Origin of the sequence: Curtobacterium sp. MCLR17_059 (assembly GCF_003234665.1) — a bacterium.
In the GTDB taxonomy this organism is placed as follows: domain Bacteria; phylum Actinomycetota; class Actinomycetes; order Actinomycetales; family Microbacteriaceae; genus Curtobacterium; species Curtobacterium flaccumfaciens.
In genome coordinates this window covers 82929-105315 of record NZ_QKSU01000012.1, presented here as the reverse complement: position 1 = coordinate 105315, position 22387 = coordinate 82929, and the positions used below count along the sequence as shown (strand labels likewise).

General features: G+C 71.1%; 23 protein-coding genes. 12 read left to right on the top strand and 11 right to left on the bottom strand.

The features are described from left to right. The first annotated feature begins 21 nt into the window (after positions 1–21). The gene (locus tag DEJ12_RS15425; protein WP_111030660.1) at positions 22–1002 is read left to right on the top strand and encodes a site-specific tyrosine recombinase XerD; all 981 of its coding nucleotides are present in this window, start codon (positions 22–24) and stop codon (positions 1000–1002) included. Positions 1003–1014: 12 nt separating this feature from the next. On the opposite strand, the gene DEJ12_RS15420 is transcribed toward DEJ12_RS15425, so the two are convergent. Then, positions 1015–1461: a DUF2510 domain-containing protein gene (locus tag DEJ12_RS15420; RefSeq protein ID WP_111030659.1), complete on the bottom strand. Its 447-nt coding sequence runs from the start codon at positions 1459–1461 to the stop codon at positions 1015–1017. Positions 1462–1585: 124 nt separating this feature from the next. On the opposite strand from DEJ12_RS15420, the gene DEJ12_RS15415 reads away from it, so the two are divergent. Beyond that, positions 1586–2044, top strand: coding sequence for an ASCH domain-containing protein (locus DEJ12_RS15415; protein WP_220034801.1), 459 nt, complete (start codon positions 1586–1588; stop codon positions 2042–2044). Between the two features lie 39 nt (positions 2045–2083). On the opposite strand, the gene DEJ12_RS15410 is transcribed toward DEJ12_RS15415, so the two are convergent. Then, entirely contained in the window at positions 2084–3121 is a 1038-nt protein-coding gene (locus DEJ12_RS15410) for an LLM class flavin-dependent oxidoreductase (protein WP_111030657.1), read from the bottom strand. A 50-nt stretch (positions 3122–3171) separates the two neighbouring features. On the opposite strand from DEJ12_RS15410, the gene DEJ12_RS15405 reads away from it, so the two are divergent. Together DEJ12_RS15405 and DEJ12_RS15400 are read left to right on the top strand one after the other, a co-directional pair. Continuing rightward, positions 3172–3504: a TraR/DksA C4-type zinc finger protein gene (locus DEJ12_RS15405; protein WP_111030656.1), complete on the top strand. Its 333-nt coding sequence runs from the start codon at positions 3172–3174 to the stop codon at positions 3502–3504. A gap of 130 nt (positions 3505–3634) precedes the next feature. After that, positions 3635–4084, top strand: coding sequence for a TIGR02611 family protein (locus DEJ12_RS15400; protein WP_111030655.1), 450 nt, complete (start codon positions 3635–3637; stop codon positions 4082–4084). 132 nt (positions 4085–4216) lie between these two features. On the opposite strand, the gene DEJ12_RS15395 is transcribed toward DEJ12_RS15400, so the two are convergent. After that, positions 4217–5470, bottom strand: a complete 1254-nt coding sequence (locus tag DEJ12_RS15395) for an MFS transporter (protein ID WP_111030654.1) — start codon at positions 5468–5470, stop codon at positions 4217–4219. A gap of 103 nt (positions 5471–5573) precedes the next feature. Here DEJ12_RS15395 and DEJ12_RS15390 point away from each other — a divergent pair, with 103 nt between their 5' ends. Together DEJ12_RS15390 and DEJ12_RS15385 are read left to right on the top strand one after the other, a co-directional pair. Next, positions 5574–5939 (top strand): helix-turn-helix transcriptional regulator, encoded by a 366-nt coding sequence (locus tag DEJ12_RS15390; RefSeq protein ID WP_071245119.1) that lies wholly within the window; start codon positions 5574–5576, stop codon positions 5937–5939. Continuing rightward, the gene (locus tag DEJ12_RS15385) at positions 5936–7540 is read left to right on the top strand and encodes a methyltransferase (RefSeq protein WP_258370567.1); all 1605 of its coding nucleotides are present in this window, start codon (positions 5936–5938) and stop codon (positions 7538–7540) included. Before DEJ12_RS15390 ends, DEJ12_RS15385 begins: the two co-directional genes overlap by 4 nt. Before the next feature lie 3 nt (positions 7541–7543). Here the strand turns inward: DEJ12_RS15385 and DEJ12_RS15380 are convergent, their stop codons facing one another. Continuing rightward, entirely contained in the window at positions 7544–8407 is an 864-nt protein-coding gene (locus tag DEJ12_RS15380) for an NAD(P)-dependent oxidoreductase (protein ID WP_071245140.1), read from the bottom strand. 119 nt (positions 8408–8526) lie between these two features. Beyond that, positions 8527–9117 (bottom strand): TetR/AcrR family transcriptional regulator, encoded by a 591-nt coding sequence (locus DEJ12_RS15375; protein ID WP_110864205.1) that lies wholly within the window; start codon positions 9115–9117, stop codon positions 8527–8529. A gap of 176 nt (positions 9118–9293) precedes the next feature. Here DEJ12_RS15375 and DEJ12_RS15370 point away from each other — a divergent pair, with 176 nt between their 5' ends. Further along, complete coding sequence (locus DEJ12_RS15370; protein WP_111030653.1) at positions 9294–11774, top strand: glycoside hydrolase family 3 protein; 2481 nt, start codon at positions 9294–9296, stop codon at positions 11772–11774. A gap of 613 nt (positions 11775–12387) precedes the next feature. Here DEJ12_RS15370 and DEJ12_RS15365 read toward each other — a convergent pair. Continuing rightward, positions 12388–13401, bottom strand: coding sequence for an LLM class flavin-dependent oxidoreductase (locus DEJ12_RS15365; protein ID WP_111030652.1), 1014 nt, complete (start codon positions 13399–13401; stop codon positions 12388–12390). Between the two features lie 182 nt (positions 13402–13583). On the opposite strand from DEJ12_RS15365, the gene DEJ12_RS15360 reads away from it, so the two are divergent. Both DEJ12_RS15360 and DEJ12_RS15355 read left to right on the top strand, forming a co-directional pair. Then, on the top strand, positions 13584–16154 hold the full coding sequence (locus DEJ12_RS15360; protein WP_111030651.1) for an RNA helicase: 2571 nt from the start codon (positions 13584–13586) through the stop codon (positions 16152–16154). Between the two features lie 64 nt (positions 16155–16218). Beyond that, entirely contained in the window at positions 16219–16470 is a 252-nt protein-coding gene (locus tag DEJ12_RS15355; RefSeq protein ID WP_027465939.1) for a DUF6458 family protein, read from the top strand. A 13-nt stretch (positions 16471–16483) separates the two neighbouring features. Here DEJ12_RS15355 and DEJ12_RS15350 read toward each other — a convergent pair whose 3' ends face one another. Both DEJ12_RS15350 and DEJ12_RS15345 read right to left on the bottom strand, forming a co-directional pair. Beyond that, positions 16484–17005, bottom strand: coding sequence for a ribonuclease H (locus DEJ12_RS15350; RefSeq protein WP_111030650.1), 522 nt, complete (start codon positions 17003–17005; stop codon positions 16484–16486). A 94-nt stretch (positions 17006–17099) separates the two neighbouring features. After that, positions 17100–17930: a hypothetical protein gene (locus DEJ12_RS15345; protein WP_146245572.1), complete on the bottom strand. Its 831-nt coding sequence runs from the start codon at positions 17928–17930 to the stop codon at positions 17100–17102. Positions 17931–18048: 118 nt separating this feature from the next. Between DEJ12_RS15345 and DEJ12_RS15340 the strand changes: the two genes are divergently transcribed. Beyond that, on the top strand, positions 18049–18387 hold the full coding sequence (locus tag DEJ12_RS15340) for a hypothetical protein (RefSeq protein ID WP_111030648.1): 339 nt from the start codon (positions 18049–18051) through the stop codon (positions 18385–18387). Here DEJ12_RS15340 and DEJ12_RS15335 read toward each other — a convergent pair. From DEJ12_RS15335 to DEJ12_RS15325, 3 genes are all read right to left on the bottom strand, one after another. Further along, positions 18384–18956 (bottom strand): hypothetical protein, encoded by a 573-nt coding sequence (locus tag DEJ12_RS15335; RefSeq protein WP_111030647.1) that lies wholly within the window; start codon positions 18954–18956, stop codon positions 18384–18386. The genes DEJ12_RS15340 and DEJ12_RS15335 overlap by 4 nt on opposite strands. Positions 18957–19012: 56 nt before the next feature. Next, on the bottom strand, positions 19013–19831 hold the full coding sequence (locus DEJ12_RS15330; protein ID WP_111030646.1) for an aldo/keto reductase: 819 nt from the start codon (positions 19829–19831) through the stop codon (positions 19013–19015). A 227-nt stretch (positions 19832–20058) separates the two neighbouring features. Further along, positions 20059–21264 (bottom strand): MFS transporter, encoded by a 1206-nt coding sequence (locus tag DEJ12_RS15325; RefSeq protein ID WP_071405882.1) that lies wholly within the window; start codon positions 21262–21264, stop codon positions 20059–20061. 355 nt (positions 21265–21619) lie between these two features. Here DEJ12_RS15325 and nrdH point away from each other — a divergent pair, with 355 nt between their 5' ends. Both nrdH and nrdI read left to right on the top strand, forming a co-directional pair. Then, positions 21620–21853, top strand: coding sequence for a glutaredoxin-like protein NrdH (nrdH, locus tag DEJ12_RS15320; RefSeq protein ID WP_017886897.1), 234 nt, complete (start codon positions 21620–21622; stop codon positions 21851–21853). A gap of 111 nt (positions 21854–21964) precedes the next feature. Next, positions 21965–22381 carry a class Ib ribonucleoside-diphosphate reductase assembly flavoprotein NrdI gene (gene nrdI / locus DEJ12_RS15315; RefSeq protein WP_027465945.1) on the top strand — a complete coding sequence of 139 codons (417 nt, stop codon included), beginning with the start codon at positions 21965–21967 and terminating at the stop codon, positions 22379–22381. The last annotated feature ends 6 nt before the right edge of the window (positions 22382–22387 follow it).

Genomic DNA, 22387 nt, shown 5'->3' with positions numbered 1-22387 from the left:
GCCGGTTAGCCTGCTGAGGTGATGCCCCTCGACCGTGCCGCGGAGACATACCTGCGGCACGTCGCGATCGAGCGGGGACTCTCGCAGCACACGTTGTCGGCGTACCGGCGGGACCTCGCCGTGTTCACGTCGTGGTTGGCGGCCGCTCCGGTCGTCGAGTCGGACGGTGCGGACCGGGCCGGGGGGTCCTCGGTGCTGCAGGACGTGGCACGGTTGGCACGGGCGGACGTCTCGGGGTTCGTGACGCACCTGGCCACCCGACCGGAAGGTCCGCTCGCACCGCGGTCGATCGCGCGGATGCTCAGCTCGGTCCGGTCGTTCACCGCCTTCGCCGCGGGTGAGGGCTGGTTGCCGCTCGACCCCGGCACCGCCGTCCGACCGCCGAAGGCCCCGATGCGGCTGCCGAAGGCGATCCCCGTCGAGGACATGGAACGGCTGCTCGGGGCGGTGTCCGTCGACGCCGACGACCCCGTTCAGCTGCGGGACAAGGCCCTGCTCGAGCTGCTCTACGCCACCGGCGCGCGGATCTCCGAGGCGGTGGGGCTGTCGGTCGACGACGTGACGACGCTGTCGGACGCCGACGGCGAGCTCTCGGTCGTGAAGGTCACGGGCAAGGGCAACAAGCAGCGGATCGTGCCGCTCGGCAGCTTCGCCCGTGCCGCGATCGACGCCTACCTGGTGCGGGCACGGCCGGTGTTCGCGGCACGAGGGTCGTCGACGCCGGCGCTGTTCCTCGGCGCCCGTGGAGCGCGGCTGTCGCGGCAGAGTGCCTGGCTCGTGATCCAGGCCGCCGCTGCTGCCGCCGACCTGGAGGCGCACGTGTCACCGCACACGTTCCGGCACTCGTTCGCGACGCACCTGCTCGAGGGCGGTGCTGATGTGCGCGTGGTGCAGGAGCTGCTCGGACACGCGAGTGTCGCCACGACGCAGATCTACACGATGGTCACGGCGGACATGCTGCGGGACGTGTACCAGACGGCGCACCCGCGGGCGCGGCGGTAGGCAGGCCCGCCCTCAGAACAGGTGGAACTGGGCCGACGCGGCGATGGCGGTCGTCGTCACCGCGACGACGAGGGCGCTCGCCGAAGCGCTCCGCGCCAAGACCGCCCAGGCACCGACGGCCCCGGGACGCACGATGCCGATGACCCCGCACGCCACGGCGAGCAGTCCCGCCAGGCCCCAGGGGTTCGCGACGACCGAGACCACGGCGAGCAGCACCGCGAGCACCGTGAACACGCAGAGCCGACGGTCGCCGGCGGTGCCCGATGCCCACGCGTCCGTCCGGATCGCCGCGGTCTGCACCGAGAACGACGGCCCCACCGGCGCGACGACGATCGGCGTGACCGGGTCAGCAGCAGCCGCGGGGACCCGCGTGGCTGCGCCCCAGGTGCGACCGTCCCACCAGCGCAGACGACGGGCGTCCTGCGGGTCCGGGAACCAGCCTGCGGCCGGCAGCGTCACGGTTGCTCCTCGAGGTGCGGGGTGGATCGACGCTCCCGAGCCTAGGAGCGCGGTCGGCCTCGCCCCAGTCCCCAGCCGGGTGTCAGCACAAGGGGGGACCGGACCGGTGCACTACGGTCGGGGCGTGCCCTCGACGCTCGACGACTTCTGGACCGCGCGACGCAGCGAGCGTCCGAGCCTTCCGGAGGCCGTGCCGGAGGCGTGGTCCTTCGGCGCGACCCCGGAGCAGGCGGATGCGCTCCTGCAGCTCGTGCTCGACGGGGTCAAGGTCGGCACGGCGTCGTCGCTCTGGGACTACGAGGCGACCGGCGATCCGCTGCCCGCGGCCGACGAGGTGAGCATCGTGACCGACGGCTCGGGTGCGCCCCGTGCCGTCATCGAGACGACGGCGGTCCGGGTGGTTCCGTTCGACCAGGTCGACGCGGACCACGCCTGGGCCGAGGGGGAAGGCGACCGGACGCTCGAACACTGGCGGACCGTGCACGAGGCGTTCTGGCGCGCACACTCGGAGAACCCGCGCGGGTTCGCGCCGGACATGCCGGTGGTGTGCGAGCGGTTCCGGATGCTCTGGCCCGAGGGCTGAGCCCGAGCCCGAACGGCTGCGCCCGATCCCTATCCGGGGTCAGGCGGGGACCGGCTCCGCGTCGACCTCGGTGAACACGTCCTTCACGGCGGTGAGCAGCCGGGCGTTGAAGTCCACACCGAGCTGGTTCGGCACGGTGACGAGCACGGTGTCGGCAGCACGGACGGCCTGGTCGGCCGCGAGCTCCGCGACGAGCTGTTCGGGCTCACCGATGTAGGACCGGCCGAACCGGGCCAGCCCGCCGTCGAGGTGCCCGACCTGGTCCTGCCCCTCGACCTGCGCGCGCACGCCGAAGTAGTGGCGCGACTCGTCGTCGATGATCGGGATGATGCTCCGCGAGACCGAGACGCGCGGTTCGCGGTCCCAGCCCGACTCGGACCACACCCGGCGGAAGCGCTCGATCTGCTCGGCCTGCAGCTGGTCGAAGGGCACGCCGGTGTCCTCCGTCAGCAGGGTCGAGGACATCAGGTTCATGCCCTGCTCGGCGGTCCACTCGGCGGTGGCACGTGTGCCTGCGCCCCACCAGATCCGGTCGCCGAGCGAGTCGGAGAGCGGGGAGATCGGCAGGGGCCCGACCGAACCGGTCATCTGCGGGTTGGCGTTGGCCATCGGCTCGCCGGCGATCGCGCGGCGGAACACGTTCGTGTGCGCTCGGGCCATGTCGCCGCCGTTCTCGTCGGAGGCGTCGGGCACGTAGCCGAACTGCTGGTAGCCGGCCAGGGCGGTCTCGGGTGATCCCCGCGAGACACCGAGCTGCAGTCGGCCGCCGGAGATGAGGTCGGTGGCCGCGGCCTCTTCCGCCATGTAGAGCGGGTTCTCGTAGCGCATGTCGATGACGCCGGTGCCGATCTCGATCCGGCTGGTCTTCGCGGCGATGGCGGAGAGCAGCGGGAACGGCGCGGCCTGCTGCGGCGCGAAGTGGTGGACGCGGAAGTAGGCGCCGTCGACGCCGGCTTCCTCGGCTGCGACCGCGAGGTCGATCGCCTGCACCAGGGCCTCCCGCCCGCTGCGCACCTTCGACCCCGGCACGTCACGCCAGTGTCCGAACGACAGGAACCCGATCTTCGTCATGTCCATGCGAACGCATCCGGAGGCGGGGCCATTCCACCGCGACTACCGTGGCGGGGATGGAGGACCCCCGCCCCGCACTCGAGGCCGAACGCGCCCGCAACGAACGGCTGCTGCTCGAGGTCGAGCGGAGCATGCGTGACGTCAGTGACGCCCGGCAGGACGCCAACTCCGACGACGAGCACGATCCGGAGGGCGCGACCCTGGCCTGGGAACGCGGCTCGCTCGGTGCGGTCCGTGACGGCGCCCAACTGCGGATCCGCCAGGTGGACGCAGCGCTCGTACGACTCGACGACGGCACCTACGGGCGCTGCACGGTCGGCGGCGAGCCGATCCCGGAGGCACGGCTGGCCGCCGTCCCGTGGGCGGCGACGTGCGTCGCGCACGCGTGAGGGGCACGCGATCGGTGCCGCCTGACGGCCTGGAGGCGCGGGCTGTCCCCGCCACGCGCCTCCCGGCATGCGCACCGCGCGTCCACCCCGTGCGCCGCTGATTCCCAGCCGCGCGCCCTACGTTTTCGGCATGGACGGCGACCCGAACGACCGACCCGGCGAAGCCCGGGCCGACGGCGCGCCGCGCCAGCGCTTCCAGTGGTTGCACCGCCTGCGCACCTGGATCCACGCGCGGCCGCACGTGCACCTGCTCTACAAGGTGCTGGTCGGTCTGGTGGGCGGGCTGGTCGTCATCATCGGGCTGATCCTGGTGCCGCTGCCGGGCCCGGGGTGGCTCGTGGTGTTCATCGGCCTCACGGTGCTGGCAAGCGAGTTCCACTTCTTCCACAAGATCATCACGTGGCTCAAGGCGCAGCTGCACCGCTTCTGGGACTGGGCCAAGCGGCACGGGCCGAAGCGTCTGCGCGATGCTGCGGACCGGGGCAAGGCCGACGTCGACGCTGCGCACACCGGTGCGGCGCGGACCGTCGGGGTGCGTGCGCGCGCTCGCGGGACGAACTCGGCGCGACCGGGCCACTAGCGCCGCGGACGGGCGCTGGTGCTGTCGGCACCGTGCGGCGCTGGTCACCGCGTGCGAGGTTGATGGCTCCGTGCGGCGCTGCAGACTCGCACAGAGCAATCAACCTCGCACCGAATGCGCGTCGGACCGTGCCTACTCGGCCGCGACCCGGATCGAGCCGGTTGCGGTGCGCTCGATGACCTCGGCGGCGCGCTCCTCGACCTCGGCGGCGTCCTTCGACGACAGTTGCAGCACGAGGGCGACGACTGCGGCGAGCACGATGAAACCGCCGTACCCGGCGATGACCGGGACGAGACCGACCGAGGGCTCGAGCAGCCCGCCGATGACCGAGGGCACCCCGAACGCCAGGTAGCTGACGACGTAGATCGTGGAGAGCAGCCCGGCGCGGTGGGTCGGGGCAGCGGTGGCGAGCAGCATCCGCAGCGGCGCTTGGAACCCGGCGCCGAATCCGACACCGGCGATCGCGCTGCCGACGACCATGCCCGGCAGGGAGTGTGCGAACACGAACGACACGGTGACGATCGGGCCGAGTACGAGCGCGACGAGTCCGAGCAGGACCGCGCGACGGGTGTCCATGCGCTGGATCGCCAGGCCGGTCAGCGCGCCGACGCCGGTGACCACGGCGATGAGCACACCGGCGGCGAAGTGGTTGGTGATGCCGAACACCGTGCCGAGCGCCGAGGGCACGAGTGACAGGAACATGCCGCCGAGGGCCCAGCTGGCGACGAGCGACCCGGCGACGCCGCGGAACAGCCGGCGTGAGGACCGCGGCACGCTGATCGTCGGGCGCAGGGAGCGGAGTGCGCCGGGACGACGCTGCACCTGCTCGGGGACGACGAACAGTGCGAGCACGAGGAGCACGAGGAGTGCGCCGAACAGCAGGTAGACGAGCTGTTCCGGTGCCGGGCCCCACTGCACCAGCGCGCCGCTCGACATCGCGCCGGTGGCCAGGGCGATCGGCGGGATGACGCCGTTCAGCACGCCCGCCATGGTGGGGTGGCGTTCGAGGGAGTTGTCGATGAGGGCCGCGCCGAGGGCCCCGATGAGCAGCCCGACCGAGACACCCTGCACGATCCGGTCGACGATGAGCGCGACGACCCCGTCCGCCATCGCGAACAAGCCGAGCGACAGTGCGACACCCAGGCCGCCGACGACCAGTACGGGCTTTCGGCCGACGTGGTCGGACAGGCGACCCGCGACGAGCAGGCTCGCGAGCAGTCCGGCGACGTAGATGGCGAAGACCCCGGTGAGCATGAGCGGGGTGAGGTGCCACTCGGCTGCGTAGACCGGGTAGATCGGCGACGGCACGGCCGACGACGCGACCGAGACCAGGAGCATCGCCGCCAGGATCCAGAACCCGGCGACCGAACGAGCTGACTGGTGCATGCGCACCCCTTTCCATCTCCGTGCAGTACGACTGCATTCGTACCGCACTCGAACAGTACGACGCAAGTCGTACAGCAAGCCGAACGGTGGTAGCGTCCCGTCCATGCCCGCGCACGTCGATGCTCCTGAACGGCTGCCGCAGCCGTCCGTGGCCGAGATGGACCTCCCGGTCGTGATGGACGCCCTGAGCGATCCGATCCGGCTCGCGATCCTGCACCGCTACCTGGTCGACGCGGCCGGGGGTGAGCGCAGCTGCGGCTGGGTCGGCATCGACCGGCCGAAGTCCACGCTGACCCACCACTTCCGGGTCCTGCGCGAGGCCGGTCTGCTCGAGCAGCACCTGGAGGGCCTGACCCGCGTCAGCCGAGTCCGCGTCGAGGACGTGCAGCAGCGGTTCCCCGGGCTCCTCGACCTGGTGCTCGACTGGCAGGTCCCCGCGGCCCTGCTGCGCGAGGGGATCGCCTCGTGAGCGACGGTGCAACCGCCGGCGTGGGCACTGTGCACACGCTGCCGTCGATCGTCGCGGACCCCGCCGTCACCACGGCGCTCGCCGCGGACCTGACAGCGGCCGGCTTCACCGTCGACCGGCTCGACTCCCTGTGGGGTGCCGAGGCCGCCGCATCGCTGCACCGCGGTTCGCGGGTCGCCGCGCTCCGTGCGCTCGCCGCCCGCGAGACCACGCCGCTCGGCACCCTGGCGACGCTGTTCGTACTCGGCCTGCCGGTGGCGAGGGCGGAGGCCGCCGCGGCGTTCCCGACCGCCGGACTCGACGCCGTCATCGCCGCGGGCCTGCTGCGCAGTGAAGGCGAAGGCGACGGCAACGGCGACAGCGCCGACGCGCTCGTGCACCCCACCGTCGACCTGCGCCCCTACGCCTTCGTCGACGACCTCGGCGCCGGCAGCTGGTGGATCGTCTCCGACCTCGGCGAGCTCGCCCTCGGGCACGCGATCAGCGAGGAACACGTCCTCGGCATCGGCGGCGCCACCACGACGCTGAGCGGCCTGCAGGTGCCCGTGCCGGTCGAGCGGGTGCTCGACCTCGGCACCGGGTGCGGCATCCAGGCCATGCACGCGCGGCGCTTCGCCGACCACGTGGTCGCCACCGACATCTCGCGCCGTGCCCTCGACATCGCCCGGTTCAACGCCCAGTTGAACGGCATCGACGGCATCGACTTCCGGTTCGGCTCACTGTTCGAGCCGGTCGCGGGAGAGCGCTTCGACCGGATCGTGTCGAACCCGCCCTTCGTCATCACACCTCGTCGCGAGGGCGTGCCGTCGTACGAGTACCGCGACGGTGGCATGGTCGGCGACGCCCTGGTCGAGACGGTGCTCCGCGGCCTGTCCGACCACCTGGAGCCCGGCGGGACCGCCCAGCTCCTCGGCAACTGGGAGTACCACTGGGGCGTCGACGGCCTGGACCGCGTGCGCGCCTGGTTCGCCGACACCGACCTCGACGTGTGGGTGATCGAGCGCGAGCGGCAGGACCCGACGTCCTACGCGGAGACCTGGATCCGTGACGGCGGGACGAAGCCCGGCACGGCCGAGTTCGACACCCTGATGAGCGCCTGGCTCGACGACTTCGCGGACCGTCGCGTCACCGGCGTCGGCTTCGGCTACGTCGTGGTGCGTCGACGCCTGCCTGGAGGCCCGTCCGGCCTCCGCCGGTTCGAGCGGGTTCCCGAGACGCTCGGCTCCAACCCCGCGGGCCTCGGCGCGACGGTCGCCCGCGTCCTCGACGCAGCCGCCTGGCTCGCCGCGCATGACGATGCCGCGCTCGCCACCGCCCACCTGTCGGTGGCCGGTGACGTCACCGAGGAGCGGTACTACTGGCCGGGCAACGACGACCCCACCGTGATGACCCTGGTGCAGGGTGGCGGGCTCGGGCGCCGGGTGGACGCGGACACCGCACTCGCGGCGTTCGTGGGCGCCTGCGACGGCGACCTGTCCGTCGCCGCGATCATCGGCGCGCTCGCGCAGATCACCGGCGTGGACGAGCAGGCGCTCGCCGCCGACCTGCTGCCGGCGGCGCGCGACCTGGTGCTCGATGGGCTCCTCGTCCCCGCCGCCTGATGTTCAGGCGCGGTGGTCGCGCCAGCTGTGCTCGGGCGTGTAGCCGAGGAGTTCGCGGGCCTTCTCCGACGACAGCAGCGAGCTGACACCGTCGATGTCCGCACGGCGCTCGATGTCCGGCACGAAGCGCTCGACGAGCTCGATGGTCGGGGTGTCCATCACCGTGTCGGGGCTGGCGATGACGAACGCCTCGAACCCGGTGAGGTCGGCCTCGAGTGCCCGGCGGACGGCCTGGGCCCCGTCTCGGGAGTCGATGTACGACCACAGGTTGAACGTCTTCGCCTCGGGGGTGGCGTCCCACGGGAACGCCGGGTAGTCGGTCTCGTCCATCACGTTCGAGAAGCGCAGGCCGATCATCTTCAGCTCCGGGTCCCAGCGGGTGAAGTGGCGGGCCATCTCCTCTTCCACCGCCTTGCCGAGCGAGTACGACGACTGCGGGCGGACCGCGAACTCCTCGTCGACCGGCAGGTAGGGCGGGTGGTGCTCGCCCATCGGGATGCCGAGCAGGGTCTCGCTCGACGCCCACACGACGTTCTTGATCTTCGCGGCACGTGCGGCGTGGAAGACGTTGATCGACGAGGTCACGTTGTTCGTGATGAGGGCCACGTCGGGGACCTGCCCCGGGGCCGGCACCGCCGCGAGGTGCACGACGGCGTCCACGTGGTCGTACCGGTCGTCGATGCCGAGCAGCGCGTTCAGGACCTGGCCGTGGTCGGTCAGGTCGATCCGCACGAACGGGACACGCTCGGGCTTGTCGGGCGAGGGGACACGGTCGAGCAGGACCACGTCGTACCCGTGCGCATCGAGGTCGCGCACCACCGCTCGTCCGAGCTTGCCGCTGCCACCGGTCACCACTACACGCGTCATCGCGTCACTCCACATCGTCGTCGGAACACACCCTGGCGGGCATCGACCATCCTGCCCCGCCGCACCTGACGCGACCAGGCCCTGTCCGTACCCCGGAGCGTCGGGGGCGGGGGAGCCCGTCAGGCGGTGGGGGCGACCTGGGCGATCGCGAGGCGGGCGACGAGCTCGACGTGCTCGGCCATGTCGCGGGTGGGGTCGAAGAGCCACTGGATCTGCATGCCGTCGGACACCGCGAGCAGCACGCTGGTGAGCTCGTCGGGGTCGATGTCGGTGCGCAGCCGGCCGTCCTGCTGCATGGTCCGGAAGTCCGCGGACAGCACGCGGCGGCTGCGTTCGTAGCGCTCGCGGAAGTACTCGTGCGCCGGGTGCTCGGCGTCGGTGGCCGCGGCGGCGGACAGGTTGACGAACATCTGCACCAGGCCCGGGACCTCGGCGTTGTGCCGCACGATCGCCGCGAGCAGGGCTGCCGGGTCCGCGGCCTGCCAGTCGTGCGCGAGGTCGAGTTCGTCGCGGCGGCGGAGGATCTCGACCCAGAGCTCGTCCTTGGAGTCGAAGTAGTGCAGCAGGCCGGCCTGGGTCAGCTCCACGGCGTCGGCGATGTCCTTGATGCTCGTCCGCCTGAAGCCCTGCGACGCCACGAGGTCCAGCGCGACCGTGAGGATCTCCTCGCGCTTCGCGATGCCCTTTGCGTACGAACCCCGTCGTGCCATGGCCAGACTGTACCGCCCGCTGGAGACCCGAGAAAACCAAGCAACGGTTGGTTTTGGGTGGTACGGTGCAGGAGCTGCCAGCGCGGGCGGCGAACCCGGTGGATGGTGGGTGTGGGCGACGAGGCCCCGGCTGTCCAGGCGGCGCCCCGCGGCCCTGAACGAGAGGACCGACCACCGTGACCACCGTGAACGACGCGAGCACCGCCTCCAGTCCGTCGACGCCGCTGACCGAGCGCATCGATGCGCTCCTCGGCCAGCTGACCACCGATGAGAAGGTGCAGCTGCTCACCGGACGTGACTTCTGGACCACCTGGCCCATCGAGAAGATCGGGCTGCGCCGGATCCTGATGTCGGACGGACCGTCGGGCGTGCGCGGCGAGGTGTGGGACGAGCGCGACCCGTCCCTGAACCTGCCGTCGGCGACCGCGCTGAGTGCCTCGTGGGACCGCGCGATCGCGAAGCGCTACGGCGCCGCCGCCGCGGTGGAGGCCCGCCGCAAGGGCGTCGACGTCGTGCTCGGCCCGACCATCAACCTGCACCGGTCCCCGCTCGGTGGCCGGCACTTCGAGGCGTTCAGCGAGGACCCTGTGCTCACCGGGGACCTGGCCGCGTCGTACGTCGACGGCGTGCAGGAGAACGGTGTCGCCGCCACCCCGAAGCACTACATCGCGAACGACTACGAGACCGACCGCTTCACCGCGTCGACCGAGGTGTCGGACCGCGCGCTGCGCGAGCTGTACCTGCTGGCGTTCGAGAAGGCCGTGACCGAGGCGCACGCCTGGGCGATCATGTCGTCGTACAACGCGATCAACGGCGTGACGGCGTCGGAGAACGACCTGCTCGAGACCCCGCTCAACTCGGAGTGGGGCTTCGACGGCATCGTCGTGTCCGACTGGACCGGGGTGCGTTCCGTGGACTCGGCGAAGGCGTCGCAGGACGTCGCGATGCCCGGGCCGAACCCGTGGTGGAGCGAGGGCCCGCTGCTCGCCGCCGTGCAGTCCGGCGAGGTGCCGATGGCGGCGATCGACCGCAAGGTCCGCCGGATCCTGACCCTGGCCGCACGCGTCGGCGCGCTCGAGGGCTTCGAGCCCGTCGCCGCGTCGCCCGTGCACGTCGAGGACGGCATCGCGTTCGTGCGCGAGGCCGAGGCCGAGGGCACGGTCCTGGTCCGCAACACCGGTGTCCTGCCGCTCGACGCCCCCGCCGTGTCGCGCATCGCGGTGATCGGGCACAACGCCGACCAGGCCCGCACGCAGGGCGGTGGCTCGGCCACGGTCGTGCCGTCGCAGGTCGTGTCACCGCTGGACGGCATCCGTTCGGCGTTCCCCGGCGCGAGCGTGGACTACGCGATCGGCGCCGTCGTGCAGGAGGGCATCGCGGAGTTCCCGCTGTCCACCATCACGAACCCCGGCACCGGGGAGCCCGGAGCCCGGGTCGCCTTCGTCAAGGACGGCGAGGAGCTGTTCGTCGAGGACCGCCGCGCGACGGCACTGTTCTGGTTCGGCGGCGACGCCCCGACCCGTGAAGCCGACCGGCTCGACATCACCACCACCTACACGGCCGAGTCGACCGGGACCGTGCGGTTCGGCATCGGCGCGGCCGGACGGTCACGCATGTGGATCGACGGCGAACTGCTGCTCGACGAGGACGTGCCGTTCGAGGGCGACCAGCTCGGTGCTGCGTTCCTCAACCCGCCGGCGCGGTCGGTGCCGGTCGAGGTGACCACCGGCCAGCAGGTCGCGATCCGCATCGAGTACGACATCGTGCAGGACGAGACGCTCGGCGGCGTGCTGGCGTACCAGTTCGGCACCGAGCCGTCGGACGACGACCCCGCTGTGCTCATCGAGGCCGCGGTGGACGCCGCCCGTGGTGCGGACGTCGCCGTCGTCGTGGTCGGGACGAACTCCAAGGTCGAGTCCGAAGGCTACGACCGGTCCTCGCTGGCACTGCCCGGCCACCAGGACGACCTGGTGCGCGCGGTCGCCGCGGCGAACCCGAACACGGTCGTCGTCGTGAACGCCGGGTCGCCGGTCGAGATGCCGTGGCGGAACGACGTCGCCGCGGTGCTGCTGACCTGGTTCGGCGGGCAGGAGTACGGCAACGCCCTGGCCGACGTGCTGACGGGGGCGCAGGAGCCCGGCGGCCGCCTGCCCACGACGTGGCCGGTCGCGATGGCCGACGTCCCGGTGCTCGACGTCACCCCGGTGGACGGCAAGGTCGCGTACGACGAGAGTGTCCACGTCGGCTACCGGGCCTGGCTGCGGGCCGGCACCGAACCGGCGTACCCGTTCGGGCACGGCCTCGGTTACACCACGTGGTCGATCGATGGCGTCTCCGCGACCCCGACCGTGCGCGAGGGCGACGCCGTCATCGTCACGGCGACCGTCGCGAACACAGGCGACCGGGCCGGCAAGCACGTCGTGCAGGTCTACGCGTCCCGAGCGGAGTCGGCGGTTGACCGCCCGGTGCGCTGGTTGGTCGGGTTCGCCCCGGTCCGGCTCGCCGCGGGCGCCTCGACGGAGGTCTCGATCGAGGTCCCGGCGCGTGCCTTCGCCCACTGGGACGGCTCGTGGCAGTACGAGTCAGGGACCTTCACGTTGCACGTCGGCGCCTCGGTCGTCGACGACGCCGGAACCGCGTCCCTCGAACTGGAGTGACGAAGTCGTCCGGTTTCCGCGCAGCTCCCGACTCCGTTCAGTAACATCGTTCTGCGCGAGTCGGCTGGTTACCGTCCGCGCACGCACCGACTACGGGGTCGCTGGGTGAGCGACTCGGTCTCCTGATCCGGCCGTTGTTGCCCTGGCCTCCCCGGTGCGTCCCAGAATGCGTCCCCGCGTCCGCGCGGGGACGCATTCGTCGTTCCGGCCCCGATGCGCAGGCGAACCGGCGCGGGAACCAGGTTCCGGGCACAACACCACGGGATCGCGCGGTGCTGTGTCCGGAACCAGGTTCCGTGGCTCGTTCCGGCCCCGATGCGCACCGGTGAACCGGTTGCCGCACTTCGTCCCGGTTCGGAAAAACGAGTGACACTTGGTCAACTTCATACGTCCCGGGTGCGCGGAACGGTGTGACAAACCGCTCGGTAGGTGGAACGATGGGTGCACCATCTCGTGCGGATCAGGGACGAGATGGTCATCCGGCCGGGCTCTCGGGCCTCACCAACTCGATCAGAGCCCCGCCGGATGCCCTTGACTCTCGGTGGTGGTGCGGCGGCGGGACCGCAGGTGGTCGGGCCCGCGGCACCGGCGCTCTAGCCCGCGGCACCGGCCCTCAGGCCCGCAGCGCCGGGGCGATCTCCTCGGCAACGATGCGCAGGATCCGTTCGTGCGCCGCACGGTCGCCGTTCGCCGGCAGGGTGATGACCAGTTCGTCGGTGGCGGTGACCGCCGGGTCGGCGAGCAGGCTGTCGACGATGGCCGCCGGTTCGCCGGACACGACCTTGCTGAAGCGGAACGGCGGGGTACCCGAGAGCGGCCGGCCCTCGTCGTCCATCCCGGAGGCGTACCCGGTCAGGAACTCCTCGTGCACGGCGCGGTCGTGGTCGTCGAGGAGCGGCACCACGATCCGGCCCACGGCGACCTTGGACTCGCGCTGCGGGTGCAACTCGGCGAACCGCTCGCGGTAGGCGGCGATCTGGTCGGCCTGCGCCTGGGCGAACGGGGCGCCGGTGTCTTCGGTGTTCAGGGTCGAGCAGTGCAGCAGGAGGCCCTTCTCGGCCGTGCGGACCGCCGTGCCCATGCTGCCGCCGCCCCACCACACGCGGTCGCGCAGGCCCGGGCTGAGCGGCTGCAGGGTCAGGTCGGCCCCGGCGGGGATGCTCTCGTAGCCTTTGCCGGCGCTGCCGAGGGGCTCGCCCTGCAGCACCTCGAGCAGCCGTGCGGCGCGGGCCTCGGCCTCGTCTCGGAAGCTACGGTCGACCGTGCCGAACACCGGGTCGAGGATCGGACCGTACCCGGCGATGCCCGTGCTGATGCCGAGCTGGACCCGGCCACCACTGAGCAGGTCGACGGTGCTGGCGTCCTCGGCCAGGCGCACCGGGTCCTCGTAGCGCATGCCGAGCACGGCGGTGCCGAACGCGATGGTGCTGGTGCGCTGCGCGGCTGCCGCGAAGAAGGTCATCGGGCTCGTCAGGTACGGCTCGAAGTGCCGTCCGCGCACCCAGCCCGTCCCGTAGCCGAGCGACTCGGCGGTCTCGAACAGGCGCAGGCCGTCCTCCAGGGCGCCGGCGGCGCCGTCGATGCCGCCGTGGTTCGGGACGAAGGAGAGGAAGCCGAGTTCGCGCATGTCGCGAGTCTATGCGCACGTATCGAAATGCGCCTGAGTCGGCGACGGGGCGGACGGGAGGCCCGTGGCGGCGCCGCCACGGGCCTCTCCCCACCGGCACGGCCGGTCCGCCGCTGGCGCGTCGCCCCGGTACCGGCGGCGTGGGCCCAGTCCGTCATGGCCGTACCTGGGAGGATGGGCGCATGACCGACGTCACCGCCCTGCCCCCGCTCGTCGCCGCGATCCCGGCGGCGGTGGACGGCGTCGTCGACCCCGACGAGGTCTACGAGGCCTTCGCGGCCTGGGCCGCGGAGGGCGGCCGACCGCTGTACCCGGCGCAGGACGAAGCCGTCATCGAGCTCGTGTCCGGCGCGAACGTCGTGCTGAGCACGCCGACCGGCACCGGGAAGTCGCTCGTCGCGGCCGGCGCGCACTTCGCCGCGCTCGCCGAGGGCAAGCGGAGCTACTACACGGCACCGATCAAGGCGCTGGTGTCCGAGAAGTTCTTCCAGCTCGTCGAGCTGTTCGGTGCGCAGAACGTCGGCATGGTCACCGGCGACTCGAGCGTCAACGCCGACGCCCCGATCGTCTGCTGCACCGCCGAGATCCTGGCGAACCTGGCGCTACGGCAGGGACCGGACGCCGACGTCGACGTCGTCGTGATGGACGAGTTCCACTTCTACGGCGACCCCGACCGCGGCTGGGCGTGGCAGGTGCCGCTGCTCGTGCTCGAGCGTGCGCAGTTCCTGCTCATGTCGGCGACCCTCGGCGACGTCACGACCATCGCCGACGACCTGTCCCGCCGGACCGGTCGGCCCACCGCCCGCGTGACGGGTGTCTCGCGACCCGTGCCGCTCGAGTACCAGTACGTGATGACGCCCGTGCAGGAGACGGTCGAGCGGCTCCTCGAGGAGGGCAAGGCGCCGATCTACATCGTGCACTTCGCCCAGGCCGCCGCACTCGAGCGGGCGCAGTCGCTGATGTCGGCGAAGGTCGCCTCGCGCGAACGCCGCGACCAGATCGCCGACGCCATCGCCGGCTTCCGGTTCAGCGCCGGGTTCGGACAGACCCTGTCGCGCCTGATCCGGGCCGGCATCGGCGTGCACCACGCCGGCATGCTCCCGAAGTACCGACGACTCGTCGAGCAGCTCGCCCAGCGCGGCCTGCTGCCCGTCATCTGCGGCACCGACACCCTGGGTGTCGGGATCAACGTGCCGATCCGGTCCGTGCTGTTCACCGGGCTGACGAAGTTCGACGGCACGAAGATGCGCCAGCTGTCCGCGCGGGAGTTCCACCAGATCGCCGGCCGGGCCGGACGTGCCGGGTACGACACCGAGGGCGACGTCGTCGCCGAGGCACCCGAGCACGACATCGAGAACGCCCGCGCCGTCGCCAAGGCCGGCGACGACCCCAAGAAGAAGAACAAGATCAAGCGGAAGAAGGCGCCCGAGGGCTTCGTGTCCTGGGGGCAGGCATCGTTCGAGCGGCTGATCGCGGCCGAGCCGGAGCCGATGGTCTCGCGCATGCGGATCACGCACGCGATGGTGCTGTCCGTCGTCGCCCGTGGTGGCGATGCCTTCGCGGACGTCCGGTCGCTGGTCTACGACAACCACGAACCGCGCTCCCGGCAGCTCGCGATGGCCCGGCGGGCGCTCGTCATCGCCCGGACCCTCATCAACGCGCGGGTGATCGAGAAGGTCGACGGCGCCTACCGTCTGACCGTCGACATCGCGCCGAACTTCGCGCTCAACCAGCCGCTGTCACCGTTCGCGCTCGCCGCGTTCGAGTTGCTCGACCCTTCTTCTCCCACTTATGCACTGGACATGGTCTCGGTCGTCGAGGCCACCCTCGACGACCCGCGGGCGATCCTGTCGCAGCAGCAGTTCAAGGAGCGCGGCGAGGCCGTCGCCCGCATGAAGCAGGAGGGGATCGAGTACGAGGAGCGGATGGAGCTGCTCGAGGAGGTCACCTGGCCTCGCCCGCTGTCCGAGCTGTTGGAGGCGGCGTACGAGGCCTACGCCGCCGAACAGCCCTGGGTGCTCGACTTCCAGCTGTCCCCGAAGGCCGTCGTCCGCGACATGTACGAACGCGCGATGACCTTCGGCGACTTCGTGCGCTTCTACCAGCTCACCCGCTCCGAGGGGCTCGTGCTCCGCTACCTGTCCGACGCGTACCGGACCATGCGACAGACGATCGCCGAGGAACAGCGGACCCAGGAGCTCGACGACCTGATCGAGTGGCTGGGCGAGGTCGTGCGGCAGACCGACTCCTCACTCGTCGACGAGTGGGAGGCGCTGCTCAACGGCGACGTCCTGCTGGCGTCCGAGGAGCACGAGGAGATCGCGCCGCCGCAGCCCGCACGGCTCACCGGCAACCCGCGGGCGTTCCGGGTGCTCGTGCGCAACGCCCTGTTCCAGCGGGTGCTGCTCGCCGCGGCCGACGACATCGACGGGCTCGGGGAACTCGACGCGACCGCGGGCTTCGACCGGGCCGCGTGGGACAACGTGCTCGAGGAGTACTACGAGGAACACGACAGCATCGGCACCGACGCCGATGCGCGTTCGATGCAGTACCTGGTGCTCGACGAGAGCGGTGCCACCGCATCACCCCGGGTGTGGAAGGCGCGGCAGATCTTCGCCGACCCCGAGGGCGACAAGGACTTCGGGTTCTCGGCGACGATCGACCTGGACGCCTCGGACGAGGTCGGCGAGGCCGTCGTGCGGGTCACCGAGATCGGGCGGTTCGACGGTTGGGCCGAGGTGGACGTCGACTGATCGGCGCTGGGGTTGTCGGACGTGTACCGTCTCCGGCACCACCCCCACCCGAGAGGACTGCGTCATGCGCATCGGATCCAGCATCGCCCTGATCGTCATCGGCGCGATCGTCGCCTTCGCGCTGAACATCCAGCTCGCCGGTATCGACCTCCGCCTGATCGGCTACATCCTGATGGCAGCCGGTGTCGTGCTGCTCATCATCAGCCTCGCCGTGGCCTTCGGCGGTCGCCGCACCACGACCACCACGCGCTCGGGCGTCGACCCGGCGTCGGGGGAGCAGATCACCCGCCAGGATCGGCGCGACGGGACCTACTGACCCGCGCGAGGGGTCAGAAGAGGGTCGCGGGCGGGGTCGCGTCGGGCAGCGCGGACGGCTCGGGGACCTCGGCGCCGGGCCAGCCGGGACCGTGCGGCACGTCGGTGCCGTTCTGGAACGCGGTGGCGGCACCGCGGGCACGCACGTCGGCGGCCTCGTTCATCTCGTGACCGACGTGGCCGCGGACCCACTCGAACGTGACCTTGCGGCCCTGCAGTTCCGCGTCGAGTTCCTTGATGATCTCGACGTTGAGGACCGGCTTGCCGTCGGCCTTCCGCCAGCCCTTGCGCTTCCAGCCGGCGAGCCACTCGGTGCACGCCTTGATGGCGTACTGGCTGTCGCACAGGATGTGCAGCGGCTCGCCGGCGTCCTTCGTGGCGCGGAGCAGCTGCAGGACGGCGGTGAGCTCGCCGATGTTGTTCGTCGCGCGGGGCCAGCCGCCGGCCGCCCACCGGTCGTCGTCGACGTACCAGGCCCACCCGGCGGGGCCGGGGTTGCCGAGGGCTGAGCCGTCTGCGGCGGCGACGATCGTCACGATGGGACCTCCTGGTGGTGCCGAGTGCTCGCGAGTGCTGGTCAACCGTAACCGACCGTACGGACGGGCTCTGCGCGGCGGGGCGGCGACCGGATCAGCGCGCTGCGGGATCCAGGTTGAGATCGGTGTCCGTGATGAGCTGGTCGCCCGCTCCCGTCTGCAGCGACGGGTTCAGCCAGCGGAGTTGCGCGACGGTGATGCCCAAGCGTTCGGCGACCGTCACCTGCGCGTCGTCGCTCGACACCTGGTAGGACACCGGCACGCTGTCACGCTCGTGCACCCATCCGTTTGCCCCGGGCCGCGCTGCGCCCACGTCGACCTGAAGGTGCGGGTACGGGTCGGGGATCGTCCAGCGCAACGGAGCAACTGCAAGCACGGAGCCGATTCCGGTGCGTCCGGAATCGTCCCCGTCATCAGACGGCGCCGGCACGAGCGCGACGCTGTGCAGGAAGTCCGGAGTGGACCCAGCCTCGGACAGTCCGACCGAGTCCGGTGCACCGGTCTCCGGGTCCCAGATGACGACTCCGGCGCGGTACCCGCTGGCGTCGCCGCCACCGTCAGCGTCACCACCGCGGAACTCCAAGCTCATCCACTGCGGGTTCGTCGTGTGGTAGCCGGACAACTCGGCGTCGAAGGTGCCGCTCTCGTTCGCGACGACCCGAACGTGGATCCGGGTGTCACCGCTCGCCGAGACGACATCGGTCTCGGCGGCGACCGTGCCGGCCGCCAGGACCTGCGGCGTGCTGACCTGTTGTGCGGTCGGAGTCGGGTCCGCTCCCTGGTTTCGGTCCGTTCGGTCGAGTGACGCCTGTCGCGTCGGCGTCGGGATCGCGTCGTCGCCGCCGAACGCCGTGCACCCGGCGAGCAGCAGCCCCACCAGCGCCGAGCCGATCACCGCGGTCGTCGCGGTCCGTGTTCGTCCCATCGTTCCCCCTCGTCGGCAGCGTAGCGGGGGCCAGGGACGTCATCGAGTGCGGGGAGCGGACCGAGCCAGACTCGTTACACGGGGCCGAGGACTACCGTCCGCTGCAGGAGGAAACACCATGAGCGAGAGCATCCCGAACGCCCCCGGCCCCGAGCCGTCGGACGACCGCGCACGCAACGACGCGCTCCGCGACGCCGCGCACAGCGACGACGTCGACGGGGTCAGCGGACGCGAGCAGCGAGCAGCGGACACGTCGTACAGCCCGTCGAGTGAGCGCGAGATGGACGCGTCCCAGACGAAGCAGCGCGACGACGCCGACCTGCGTGCGGACGGCATCGACCCGTCCAAGGTCATCGCGGCCCCCGGGACGGGTGGCGCGGACGATGCCGGCGACGTCGAGCCCGAACCGGGTGACCTGCACCTGCCGTGGCAGTCCGAGGAGGACCGCCGGGGCTAGCTCGAAGCCCGGTCGAGTTCGCGCACGAGAGCCTCGCCGTCGGTGACGTCCCAGAACGCCATCGGCTGTGGTCCGAAGAAACCGTCGAGACCAGTGTTCGCGTAGACCTTCGCGTTCGTTCCCCACCCGAAGAGCATCGATCCCGGTCCGCCTCCCGTCGCGTCCCACTCGACGTCGCAGTGCTGCCGGTCACCGGTCCAGCTCACGGTGCGGTCGGTGCGGCCGATCGGGACCTCCCGCGTGCCGCGAGGGGTGATCACGAGGGCCCGGCGATCGGTCACGGCGTAGACGGTCGTCCGCTTGCGGTACCGCTTCACGAGGAACCGTCCGACGAGCAAGTGCAGGCCCATCAGCGTGAACAGCGACCCGACGACCAAGAAGAAGGGCGGCGCTCCGCTGGTCACGGCCGAGACGGTCCAGAACGCCACGAATCCGCACCAGAGCAGCGAGAACGGGATGAGGAAGCCGTCGCGGCCCGAGAGGAGCCTGGCCGGATCGCTCGTGCCGGCCCAGTACAGGTGCTCGTCGGGGCGCAGGTGTTCACGGGCGGTCTGTTGAGGATCGATCACCCCTCGACAGTACGGCCCGTCACTCGCTGTGGCTGAACAGTGCGTACCCCGCCCGGCTACGACACCGAGTCCGGGTGGGAGCCCGTCCGCTGCCCGGACTCGAGCGTCGCGATCGCTGCGAGCTCGTCGTCGGTCAGCACGAAGCCGTCGACGTCGAGGTTCGAGCGGATCCGCGACGGCGTGACCGACTTCGGCAGCACCACGACGCCCTGCTGCACGTTCCACCGCACGAGCACCTGCGCCACGCTCACGCCGTGCGCGTCCGCGATGTCGGTCAGTACCGGCTCGTCGATCAGGCGCCCGCGGCCGAGCGGCGACCACGCCCCGGTCACGATGTCGTGCTGCTCGTGGAACGCGATGAGTTCGCGCTGCGGCAGCCACGGGTGCCGTTCGACCTGGTTCAGCGCCGGTACCTCGCCGGTCTCGTCGATGAGCCGCTGCAGGTGCGGCACCTGGAAGTTCGAGACGCCGATGCTCCGCGCCCGCCCTGACTCACGCAGTTCCACCAGAGCGCGCCAGGTCTCGACGTACCGGTCGTTCGCGGCGGCCGGCCAGTGGATCAGGTAGAGGTCGACGGCGTCGAGCCCCAGCCGCTCGAGGCTGCCGTCGAATGCCCGCAGGGTCGCGTCGCGCCCCTGGTGGTCGTTCCACACCTTGGTCGTCACGAAGACGTCGTCACGGTCCAGCCCGGAGGCTCGGATCGCCGTGCCGACGCCGGTCTCGTTGCCGTACATCTCGGCGGTGTCGACGTGCCGGTAGCCGGCGTCCAGCGCGAGGCCGACCGCCGTCTCCGCTTCGGCATCGTCGACCTTGTAGACGCCGAAGCCGATCGCGGGGATCGAGCGGCCGTCGCGCAGGGGAACTGAGGTGACCATGCACCCATCCTGCCGGTGCCTGGCGGGCGCGCGCCGGGCCTCCAGGCCATCTGTGGAGAACACGACCCGCGCGCCGGACGCACGTTCCTTCCCATAGCGGCCGCGATGGCGAGTGGAATCGGGCGTACCTGGTCAGAACTTCCGACCAGGTACGCCCGATTCGACCAGGTACGCCCGAAACCGCCCACCGACACCCGCCGCCGCGCGCCCGCCGCCCGCCCACCCGCTCAAGTCGGCAGGTGCACCGGCTCGGTGTCGGGCAGGGGGCTGGCGTCACGGCCGCGCAGGTCGGGCAGCCAGCTGCGCATCGCCAGGGGGAGCAGCACGCCCAGGCCGGCCATCACGGCGCCGACGGTGAAGCCGCCGACGGGGCCGCTGCCGTCGATCAGGAAGCCGGCGATCGCCGAACCGCCGGCGGCGCCGATCAGCTGGCCGGTGCCCATCCAGCCGTAGGCCTCGGCCGTGTCGGAGAACTTGACGGTGGCGGAGACCGAACCGAACATCACCGCGAGGGCCGGCGCGATGCCCACGCCCGCGATGACCAGGGCCAGGCAGAGCCACCAGAAGCCCGTGCCACCGAGGGCCAGGGTGAGGCCGACGAAGACGACGGCCATGCGCGTCCACAGGGTGTTGCGGGAGATCGGCCGGTGGCCGAACGCCAGACCGCCGGCGAGCGAACCGACCGCGAACACCGCGAGGACGATGCCGGCGTTCGGGCTGCCCTCGCCGAAGACGCTGGTGACGCTCGCCTCGACCGCGGCGCAGGCCCCGATCAGCAGCAGACCGGTCAGCGTGGCGACGACGACGGCAGGGCGCTTCAGCACGACACCGAAGGCGCGCTTGGAACGGGGGATGCGGACTCGACCGAGCTCGGGGGAGGCGATGAACCACGCGCCGCCGACGACCAGGAAGACCATCGCGACGACGATCGCCTCGACCGTGCCGACCTGGGTGGCGACGAAGGTGGTGATGACCGGGCCGGCGACCCAGATGAGCTCCTGCGCGCTGGCGTCGAGGGAGAAGAGGGGCGTGAGCTGCGCCGACGTCACCATCTTCGGGTAGATGGTGCGCACCGCCGGCTGCACGGGCGGGACCGCCAGGCCGCCGAGGAACCCGACCACCACGTAGCCCCAGAGCGGCATGACCACGAACGCGATGACCACCATGCTGATCAGCGCGACGATGCTCGTCAGGATGAGGACGGGGCGCATGCCCCAGCTGCCCATCCACCGGCTCGTCAGGGGGCCGGCCAGTGCCTGCCCGATGCTCGTCGTCGCGAGCACCAGCCCGGCCGCGCCGTAGGAGTCGAACACGTGCTCGACGTGCAGCAGGTAGGCCAGCGACAGCATGCCGAACGGGAACCGTGCGGTGAGCTGTGCGGCGATGACACGACCCACGCCAGGGGTCTTCAGGAGGGGCCCGTACGTACTCACGAGACGAGTGTACGGACCGGCCGGACAGGGGTGTCCCCCGTCCTGGGGAGGGGCGGTTCGCGACACGCCGAGGCGTTGATTCCACATCTGTGGATCGGGACTGTCCACCGGTGTGGGGAAGTGTCGGTGGTCGGCCGCAGACTGGCGGAAACTCGGGCCTCCCGGGAATCCACAGACTGTGGAGGACGTTGTGGAGAACTACATGGCTGTAACACTTCCTCTAGTGGTCGGTGCTGCGGCTAGCCACTAGATGTAGTGTGGAGGCATCGCAGCGGCCCCTCCCGGACACGACTGCGGACAGACATCAGCACCACCTCCACAGCACAGCAGAAACCAGTAGGAACCAGGGGAGAACATGGCCGTCACCGTCTACACCAAGCCGTCCTGCGTCCAGTGCACCGCGACGTACCGGGCCCTCGACAACAAGGGCATCGAGTACGAAGTGCACGACGTCTCCACGGACGAAGCAGCGCTCGAGCACGTCAAGAGCCTCGGCTACATGCAGGCCCCCGTCGTCGTCACGGACGACGACCACTGGTCGGGCTTCCGCCCCGACAAGATCGCGACCCTCAGCGCCGAACTGGCGTAGTCGTTCTGCGGGCCCCGAAGGGGCCCGCAGGCAGGGCATCTCGGGAGGAGCGACTCGCCTCTCCTGGCCCGTCCGGTCCGCCTGTCCGCACCTTTCCACGAGGAGCGCACCATGAGCCGATTGGTCTACTTCTCGAGCGTGTCCGGGTACACCGCGCGCTTCGTCGAGAAGCTCGGCCGCGACGCGGACCGGATCCCGCTCTACCCGAGCGAACCGTTCCTGCACGTCGACGAGCCCTACGTCCTGGTCCTGCCCACCTACGGTGGCGGCAACGGCGAGGGTGCAGTCCCCAAGCAGGTCATCAAGTTCCTCAACGACGCCCACAACCGCTCGCTCATCCGCGGCGTGGTGGTGGGTGGCAACACGAACTTCGGCGAGGCGTACGGCCTCGCAGGGGACGTCATCGCGCAGAAGTGCAACGTCCCCCTTCTCTACAGATTCGAACTCTTCGGGACCCCTGACGACGTGTCGGCGGTCAACTCAGGATTGGATGCATTTTGGACGCAGCAGTTGCAGACGTCGATCTGACGTCGC

Bases quoted from the DNA above. Each gene is read 5' to 3' on its own strand.
- DEJ12_RS15395 (WP_111030654.1), bottom strand. From the start codon at position 5,470: ATGCACCAGTCAGCTCGTTCGGTCGCCGGGTTCTGGATCCTGGCGGCG.
- DEJ12_RS15405 (WP_111030656.1), top strand. From the start codon at position 3,172: ATGGAGGACCCCCGCCCCGCACTCGAGGCCGAACGCGCCCGCAACGAA.
- DEJ12_RS15355 (WP_027465939.1), top strand. From the start codon at position 16,219: ATGCGCATCGGATCCAGCATCGCCCTGATCGTCATCGGCGCGATCGTC.
- DEJ12_RS15390 (WP_071245119.1), top strand. From the start codon at position 5,574: ATGCCCGCGCACGTCGATGCTCCTGAACGGCTGCCGCAGCCGTCCGTG.
- DEJ12_RS15340 (WP_111030648.1), top strand. From the start codon at position 18,049: ATGAGCGAGAGCATCCCGAACGCCCCCGGCCCCGAGCCGTCGGACGAC.
- DEJ12_RS15425 (WP_111030660.1), top strand. From the start codon at position 22: ATGCCCCTCGACCGTGCCGCGGAGACATACCTGCGGCACGTCGCGATC.
- DEJ12_RS15380 (WP_071245140.1), bottom strand. From the start codon at position 8,407: ATGACGCGTGTAGTGGTGACCGGTGGCAGCGGCAAGCTCGGACGAGCG.
- nrdH (WP_017886897.1), top strand. From the start codon at position 21,620: ATGGCCGTCACCGTCTACACCAAGCCGTCCTGCGTCCAGTGCACCGCG.
- DEJ12_RS15345 (WP_146245572.1), bottom strand. From the start codon at position 17,930: ATGGGACGAACACGGACCGCGACGACCGCGGTGATCGGCTCGGCGCTG.
- nrdI (WP_027465945.1), top strand. From the start codon at position 21,965: ATGAGCCGATTGGTCTACTTCTCGAGCGTGTCCGGGTACACCGCGCGC.
- DEJ12_RS15360 (WP_111030651.1), top strand. From the start codon at position 13,584: ATGACCGACGTCACCGCCCTGCCCCCGCTCGTCGCCGCGATCCCGGCG.
- DEJ12_RS15400 (WP_111030655.1), top strand. From the start codon at position 3,635: ATGGACGGCGACCCGAACGACCGACCCGGCGAAGCCCGGGCCGACGGC.
- DEJ12_RS15330 (WP_111030646.1), bottom strand. From the start codon at position 19,831: ATGGTCACCTCAGTTCCCCTGCGCGACGGCCGCTCGATCCCCGCGATC.
- DEJ12_RS15375 (WP_110864205.1), bottom strand. From the start codon at position 9,117: ATGGCACGACGGGGTTCGTACGCAAAGGGCATCGCGAAGCGCGAGGAG.
- DEJ12_RS15365 (WP_111030652.1), bottom strand. From the start codon at position 13,401: ATGCGCGAACTCGGCTTCCTCTCCTTCGTCCCGAACCACGGCGGCATC.
- DEJ12_RS15410 (WP_111030657.1), bottom strand. From the start codon at position 3,121: ATGGACATGACGAAGATCGGGTTCCTGTCGTTCGGACACTGGCGTGAC.